At 68.0% G+C, this 7,766-nt stretch carries 7 protein-coding genes; all 7 read right to left on the bottom strand.

The features are described 5' to 3' along the window. On the bottom strand, nucleotides 1-1,997 hold a 1,997-nt coding region (pnp, locus tag EON91_RS13390; protein WP_292095691.1), incomplete at its 3' end, for a polyribonucleotide nucleotidyltransferase. Between the two features lie 243 nt (nucleotides 1,998-2,240). Then, nucleotides 2,241-2,510, bottom strand: a complete 270-nt coding sequence (rpsO, locus tag EON91_RS13385; protein WP_292095688.1) for a 30S ribosomal protein S15 — start codon at nucleotides 2,508-2,510, stop codon at nucleotides 2,241-2,243. Nucleotides 2,511-2,555: 45 nt separating this feature from the next. Then, nucleotides 2,556-3,488: a tRNA pseudouridine(55) synthase TruB gene (truB, locus tag EON91_RS13380; RefSeq protein WP_292095686.1), complete on the bottom strand. Its 933-nt coding sequence runs from the start codon at nucleotides 3,486-3,488 to the stop codon at nucleotides 2,556-2,558. 3 nt (nucleotides 3,489-3,491) lie between these two features. Continuing rightward, on the bottom strand, nucleotides 3,492-3,944 hold the full coding sequence (gene rbfA / locus EON91_RS13375) for a 30S ribosome-binding factor RbfA (protein WP_292095684.1): 453 nt from the start codon (nucleotides 3,942-3,944) through the stop codon (nucleotides 3,492-3,494). Nucleotides 3,945-4,010: 66 nt separating this feature from the next. Further along, nucleotides 4,011-4,706: a DUF2459 domain-containing protein gene (locus EON91_RS13370; protein WP_292095681.1), complete on the bottom strand. Its 696-nt coding sequence runs from the start codon at nucleotides 4,704-4,706 to the stop codon at nucleotides 4,011-4,013. 20 nt (nucleotides 4,707-4,726) lie between these two features. Beyond that, nucleotides 4,727-5,245: a hypothetical protein gene (locus tag EON91_RS13365; protein WP_292095679.1), complete on the bottom strand. Its 519-nt coding sequence runs from the start codon at nucleotides 5,243-5,245 to the stop codon at nucleotides 4,727-4,729. Between the two features lie 104 nt (nucleotides 5,246-5,349). Beyond that, a partial coding sequence (gene infB, locus EON91_RS13360; RefSeq protein WP_292095676.1) for a translation initiation factor IF-2 occupies nucleotides 5,350-7,766 on the bottom strand: 2,417 nt, incomplete at its 5' end.

The raw sequence follows: 7,766 nt of genomic DNA, 5'->3' as shown, positions 1-7,766 counted from the left end.
GCCGGGTTGGCGACGCGTTCCAGAGCGATCTGGGACACGTGGACCAGGCCGTCCTTGGCGCCGAAGAAGTTCACGAAGGCGCCGAAGTCGACGACCTTCACGACCTTGCCGGTGTAGATGGTGCCGACTTCCGGCTCCGAGGCGATGGACTGGATCCAGGCCTTGGCGGCGTCGATCTTTTCCTGGTCGTTGGCGGCGACCTTGATGGTGCCGTCATCGCCGATGTCGATCTTGGCGCCGGTCTTCTCGACGATCTCGCGGATCACCTTGCCGCCCGAACCGATCACTTCGCGGATCTTGTCGACCGCGATCTTGATGGTCTCGATCTTCGGCGCGTGCTCGCCCAGTTCGGCGCGCGGCGCGTCCATGGCCTTGGACATTTCGTCCAGGATGTGGAGGCGGCCGGCCGAGGCCTGGGTCAGGGCCTGCTTCATGATCTCCTCGGTGATGCCGGGGACCTTGATGTCCATCTGCAGCGAGGTGATGCCTTCGCTGGTGCCGGCGACCTTGAAGTCCATGTCGCCCAGGTGATCTTCGTCACCCAGGATGTCGGACAGGATGGCGAACTCGCCAGACGGCTCCAGGATCAGACCCATGGCGATGCCCGAGACCGGACGGATCAGCGGCACGCCGGCGTCCATCAGGGCCAGCGACGAACCGCAGACCGTGGCCATCGAGGACGAACCGTTGGACTCGGTGATCTCCGACACCAGACGGATGGTGTAGGGGAAGTCTTCCTTGGTCGGCAGCATCGGACGGATCGCGCGCCAGGCCAGCTTGCCGTGACCGATTTCGCGACGACCGGGCGAACCCATGCGGCCCGCTTCACCCACCGAATAGGGGGGGAAGTTGTAGTGCAGCAGGAAGGATTCCTTGTAGGTGCCCGACAGGCTGTCGATGTACTGCTCGTCCTCACCGGTGCCCAAGGTGGCGACGACCAGGGCCTGGGTTTCGCCGCGCGTGAACAGCGACGAACCGTGGGTGCGCGGCAGGACGCCGACTTCCGAGACGATGGCGCGGACCTTGTCCAGGGCGCGGCCGTCGACGCGGTGCGCGTTCTCGATGATGTCGCGACGCAGGACTTCGGCTTCGCATTCCTTGAAGGCGGCCGAGAACTTGGAGCTGTCGACGCCGTCAGGCTTTTCTTCCGTCTTCACCAGGGCGGCCGAGGCGGTCTTCTTGGCCGCATCGACGCCGGCCCGGCGGTCGTATTTGCCGGGGTGGGTGTAGGCCTTCTTGATGTCTTCGCCGACCAGCTTCTTGATCGAGGCGACGACGTCCGAATGGTCTTCACCCTGGAAGTCGAAGGGCTCCTTGGCGGCGTGTTCGGCCAGGTCGATGATCGCGTCGATCACCGGCTGCATGCCGGCGTGGGCGAACATCAGCGCCTTCAGCATGGTGTCTTCCGAAAGCTCCTTGGCTTCGGATTCGACCATCATCAGGGCGTCCTGGGTGCCGGCGACGACCAGATCCAGATCCGAGGTCGCGATCAGGTCGATGTGCGGATTCAGAACCAGCTCGCCGTCGATCATGCCGACGCGCGCGGCGCCGATCGGACCCATGAAGGGCACGCCCGAGATCGTCAGGGCGGCCGAGGCGGCGACCAGGCCGACGATGTCCGGATCGTTCTCCATGTCGTGCTGCAGCACGGTCACGACGACCTGGGTCTCGTTCTTGAAGCCCTTGACGAACAGCGGGCGGATCGGACGGTCGATCAGGCGGGAGACCAGGGTCTCCTTCTCGGTCGGACGGCCTTCACGCTTGAAATAGCCGCCCGGGATCTTGCCGGCGGCGAAGGTCTTTTCCTGGTAGTTGACGGTCAGCGGGAAGAAATCCAGGCCCGGCTTGGGTTGGCGGCCGTACACGACGGTGGCCAGAACCACGGTCTCGCCGTAGGTCGCCAGCACGGCGCCGTCGGCTTGACGGGCGATGCGGCCGGTTTCCAGCGTCAGCGGGCGGCCCGCCCACTCGATCGTCTTGCGTTTGATATCGAACATTTTTCTTCTTTCAGAACCCGCGGGCGTATTCCCGTCGGGGGTGGAGCGTCAGGCGTTTTCGTCCTTCGGTCCCTGTGGACCCGGCGGCGTCATCGCAACCGGGCGGGTGATAGAGGACCGGTTTCGAGGCCCTCGCGTCTGCGCCATGAAATCCCGTGGCGCGCGGGTATCCTCTAGGTGCGGAACGAGGCGCGGACGTGACCGCCCGCGCCTCGAAAATCGTTTTCCGCTGCCGGTCGCGCCTTAGCGGCGCAGGCCCAGCTTGCCGATCAGAGCGGTGTAACGCTCACGGTCGGTCTTGCTCAGGTGATCCAGAAGACGACGACGCTGCGAGACCATCTTGAGCAGGCCGCGGCGCGAGTGGTTGTCCTTCTTGTGGGTCTTGAAGTGGTCGGTCAGGTTCGAGATGCGTTCTGACAGGATCGCGACCTGAACTTCGGCCGAACCGGTATCGCCGGTCGAACGGGCGTTGTCAGCAATGACCTCGCCCTTGCGTTGAGCGGTAATCGACATCGAGAGTCTCCATGCTGGAGCCCTGTCGCGCCGCCGTGGCGAACGCTAGGGGAGATTGAAAACACGGTCGGGTTCAAGCCGGCCGGCCCGCATCGAACAGAGTGCGACCAGGGTCTCTCCCTCGAAGGCGGAAACCGTTCGGGAGCCCGCGGAAAGCCGGCTCTTGAGGGTCTCAACCTGACGGGGGAGCAGAACGATCGGCCGTCCCTGCCTCAGCGAGAGGGCGTCCTGATCCGTAACGGCCAGCTCCGGGATGTCGTCCAGAGCGGTCGAAACGGGCAGCAGGCCCTCCAAGGCGGCGCCCTTATGCGCCAGATCGGCGAGAAAATCCAGCGTGACGGCGTTCTCGGCCCGGAACGGCCCCACACGCTCGCGTCTCAGGGCCGAGACATGCCCTTCGGCGCCCAGCAAGATCGCCAGATCCCGGGCCAGCGAGCGGACGTAAACGCCCTTGCCCGTGCGCATGGTGATCTCGACGTGGTCCGCGTCCGGCGCATCCGTCACAGCCGCCTCATGGATGACGACGCGGCGCGATTCCAGTTCAAATTCCGCGCCGTCGCGGGCCAGGTCATAGGCGCGCTGGCCATCCACCCGGATGGCCGAGAACTGCGGCGGGACCTGATCGATCTCGCCCACGAAGGTCGGCAGGGCCGCCTTCACCGCCTCGACCGAGGGCCGCACGTCGGACCGGCCGATGATCTCGCCCTCGCGGTCGATGCTGTCGGTCGAGACGCCCCAGTTGATGGTGAAGCGATAGACCTTTTCCGCGTCCATCATGAACGGCACGGTCTTGGTCGCCTCGCCCAGGGCGATCGGCAGGACGCCCGACGCCAGCGGGTCCAGCGTGCCCGCATGTCCTGCCTTCTGGGCATTGAACAGCCGACGGACGCGAGTCACCGCCTCGGTCGAGCCCAGCTCGAACGCCTTGTCCAGGCAAATCCAGCCGTTGACGATCTCGCCCTTCTTGCGACGGCCCATGGCTCAGTCTTCGCCCTGGTCGTCGGAACGTTCCAGGTCGGCCCTGACGCGAGGGTCGTCCAGCAGACGGTCGATATGGGTGGCCGCGTCGAAACTCTCGTCGTGGCGGAAGCGCAGGTCGGGCGTGAACTTCATGTCGATCCGGCGGCCCAGCACCCCGCGCAGGAATTTGGCGTGGGCGTTCAGCGCCTTGATGATCTCTGACTCGTGGCCTGCGGTCGGCGCGGCCTCGACCCCCGCCCCCAGCGGTTCGACGAAACAGGTCGCGTGCTTCAGGTCGGGGCTGAGGCGAACCTCGGTCACGGTGACGGACACGCCGTGCAGCGCCTCGTCGTGAATCTCCTCCTCACGCAGGATGTCGACCAGGGCGTGGCGGATCAATTCGCCGGCGCGAAGCTGGCGCTGCGACGGCCCCTGCGGGCCCGAGGCGTTGCGGGTGTGCTGTTTGCGGGCCATGCGGCCTCTCCTTGGTTCTCGCTCGCCGGGGATCGGACGCCGGCAGGGAAAGCGAAGGCGCGGGGTCTAGTCGGCCCGAACCGCCCTGTCCAGCGCTGCGGCGTCGGCGGCCCGCATCACCTCGCCCGAGGTCAGGCTGCGGAACGGCCGCACGGCCACCCCGCCGTGGTTCAGCACCTGGGCCGTCCAGTGGTTGCACAGATGGCCGATCCAGAAGGTCTCCCGGCTGGCGAAGAAGCGCGCTTCATCACCCGGCCGCGCTTCGATCAATCGGGCATGGCCGTCCGGCGTCAGGGTCAGCGACGCCTCGATCCGCGCCGCCATCGCCTCGAACCGCGCGGCAGGCAGGGTCAGGACAACGCGCCCTTCAGCGGGGAAGCGATGCAGGGGGTGCAGCGCCTCGGGGTCCAGCATGACGACCGATGGATTGCCGCCCGGCCGGAAAAAGGCCCGCGCGCCGTCGGGCAGACGGTCGCTGATCGGACTCTGGTCGACATAGAACCGCGCATCGCCCCAGCCGACCAGGATCCAATCCCCCGGCGGCAGACCGCGCACCGCCTCGGCCAGCGGCCCGCCCCGCGCCTCCAGCATCCCGCGCGGCACAGCCATGTCCGTGTGGAAGCCGTTATCCAGCAGATAGATGTCGACGGGTTCGCCGCCAGCGGCGGCGGTCAGCGGCGGGGGCGCCGATGTGCTGGTCCACAGGCCCGCCATCAACCCCAGCAGGGCGACGACCAGAAAGGCGGTCAGTCTCGACCCCATGCGATCCCCCCGGCCGGACGTCAGCGCGATGACGCCAGGGGCTCCGACGCGTCGCGGCCGGCCGCGGGTGGCATGGCCCATTCGCCGCGCCAGTCGTACTTCAGGCTGACGCAGTGGCGCAGCGTCCCGTCCGCCCAGCGCCCGACCACCTCCACATCCAGCGGCCGCCCCAGACGCACGGCGCCCAGGGCCAGCCAGGCCTCATCGGCGCCGGGACACAGGGCGCGCGTCAGACCCCGCCCGTCGCCCTCGGGCACGATGGAATAGACATCGCCGGCCGACGCCCCGGCAGGCAGGACGCCGCGGACGTTGGGGCCGCCCGGACGCATCTGCGCCGAGCCTCGGGCCGTCGTGGAGATCAGACTGCGCACCGCGATACCGCCAAAGAAACCGCGATCGACCTCCAGCGTCACGCCGCGCGTCAGCGCCTGGGTGACCCGGTCGGCGGCGTCATAGGCCAGAAAGCGCGTCTCGGCCCGCGCCTGGGGGGCGACCGCGACGGCGGCGAACAGGGACAGGGTCAGGACGATCTGGCGCATGCCCCTGTGTCCCGGCGCTCTGTGGCGGCAATACGGCAAGAAAAAACGCCGGGCTGCGGAGCCCGGCGTTTGTCCTCGAACAACGGTGCGGAACCGATGTCGCTCTAGTCCAGAGTGCGTTTGATCTCTTCGACCGTGAAGCACTCGATGTAGTCGCCTTCCTTGATGTCCTGGAAGCCCTGGAACTGCATGCCGCATTCCTGACCCGACTGGACCTCGTTGACCTCGTCCTTGAAGCGCTTGAGCGTGTTGAGCACACCCAGCTCCAGCACCACCACATCGTCGCGGATGATGCGGACGCGCGCGCCCTTGCGCACGACGCCTTCGGTGACGCGGCAACCGGCGATCTTGCCGATCTTGGTGATGTCGAACACCTGCAGGACCGCGGCGTTGCCCAGGAAGGTTTCACGCTGCAACGGCGCCAGCATGCCCGAGAGCACGCCTTTGATGTCGTCCAGCAGGTCGTAGATGATCGAGTAGTAGCGGATCTCGACGCCTTCGCGCTCGGCCAGGTCGCGGGCCTGTTTCGAGGCGCGAACGTTGAAGCCCAGGATCGGCGCACCGGCCGATTTGGCCAGGTTGACGTCGCTCTCGGTGATGCCGCCGGCGCTGGAATAGACCGTCCGGGCGCGAACCTCGTCCGTGCCCATCTTGTCCAGCGAGCTGACGATGGCTTCCGCCGAACCCTGCACGTCGGCCTTGATGACCACCGGCAGTTCCGAGACCTTCTTGGTCTGCAGGCGGGACATCATGTCCACCAGCGAGACCTGGTTGATGCCGCCCGTCGCCTTTTCGCGGCGGACGCGGTCACGATACTCGGTCAGTTCGCGGGCGCGGGCCTCGCTCTCAACCACGGCGAACGGCTCGCCCGGAGACGGGGCCTCCGACAGGCCCAGGATCTCGACCGGCACCGACGGGCCGGCCTCGGTCAGTTGCGCGTTGCGTTCGTCCAGCAGAGCGCGCGCCTTGCCCCAGGCGGAGCCGGCCACGACGATGGCGCCACGCTTCAGTGTGCCGCGCTTGACCAGAACGGTCGCGACGGGGCCGCGGCCCTTGTCCAGCTTGGCCTCGATGACCACGCCCTCGGCCGACCGCTCGGGGTTGGCGCGCAGGTCCATGATCTCGGCCTGGACCAGGATGGCCTCAAGCAGACCGTCCAGGTTGGTGCGGTTCTTGGCCGACACCTCGATGATCTGGGTGTCGCCACCCAGGCTCTCGGCGATGACTTCGTACTGCAGCAGCTCGTTGACGACCTTGAGCGAATTGGCGTCCGGCTTGTCGATCTTGTTGACCGCCACGATCAGCGGCGCATTGGCCGCCTTGGCGTGCTGGATGGCCTCGATCGTCTGGGGCATGACGCCGTCGTCGGCGGCCACGACCAGAACCACGATGTCCGTCACATTGGCGCCGCGCGCCCGCATCGCCGAGAAGGCGGCGTGGCCCGGGGTGTCCAGGAAGGTGACCCGCTGGCCGTCCTCCAGGCGCACCTGATAGGCGCCGATGTGCTGGGTGATGCCGCCGGCTTCGCCGCCCGCCACATCGGTGGTGCGCAGTGCATCCAGCAGGCTGGTCTTGCCGTGGTCGACGTGACCCATGATGGCCACGACGGGCGGACGCGGCGTGGTGGCGTCCTCGTCGTCGGCGGCGGCCAGGAAGCCCGTCTCGACGTCGGATTCCGACACGCGCTTGACCGCCATGCCGAACTCTTCGGCCACCAGCTCGGCGGTATCGGAGTCGATCACGTCGTTGATCTTCATCATCAGGCCCTGACGCATCAGGAATTTGATGATGTCGACGCCGCGGATAGCCATCCGGTTGGACAGCTCCTGCACGGTGATGACGTCGGGGATGACCACTTCACGCGCGGCCTTGGGCGCATCGGTCGAGCCGCCCTTGCGCTTTTCCTTCTCGCGTTCGCGGGCCCGGCGAACCGAGGCCAGCGAGCGCATCCGCTCGGCGGTGTCGCCGTCGCCGGCGACCGACTGGATGGTCAGGCGGCCTTCGCGGCGCTTGGGTTCGCCACGGGTGCGCGACACGGCCTTGCCCGGACCGGCGTCGGCGAAGCGGCGATCGCGATCGTCCTCGCGACCGGCGGGACGGCCGAAGCCGGTTCCCGGCGCGCGGCTGGGACGGGCGACTTCCGGCGTGGCCGGCGGCTGGTTCGGGGCGGGGCGGCCGCCGGGACCGGTGCGCGGCGCACCTGGACGGGCGGCGCCGGGGGCCGGACGCGGATTGAGGGCCGAATAGCGAACGGTCTCGCTGCCGCCGCTGCGCGGACGACCGGCGGCTGCGCCTGCGCCACCGGCGCGGGGCGGACGAGCGTCGGCGACGGGACGATCGGTCGCCTCCTCACCACGGCCTTCCAAGGCCTGTTCACGGGCGGAACGGCCGCCGAAGGCAGGGCGCTCGATCGGGGTGCGGCCGGGGTTGCCGGACGGCAGCTTGGGCGCGCGTTGACCGAAATTGACCGCCGGACGCGTCGGCGGGGCCGGACGCGCGGGGGCGGCCGGAGCGGCCGGGG

The organism is Brevundimonas sp., from assembly GCF_004210735.1.
Lineage (GTDB): Bacteria > Pseudomonadota > Alphaproteobacteria > Caulobacterales > Caulobacteraceae > Brevundimonas.
Note: the sequence above shows the minus strand (reverse complement) of the source record. Positions and strands in the feature narration are given on the sequence as shown.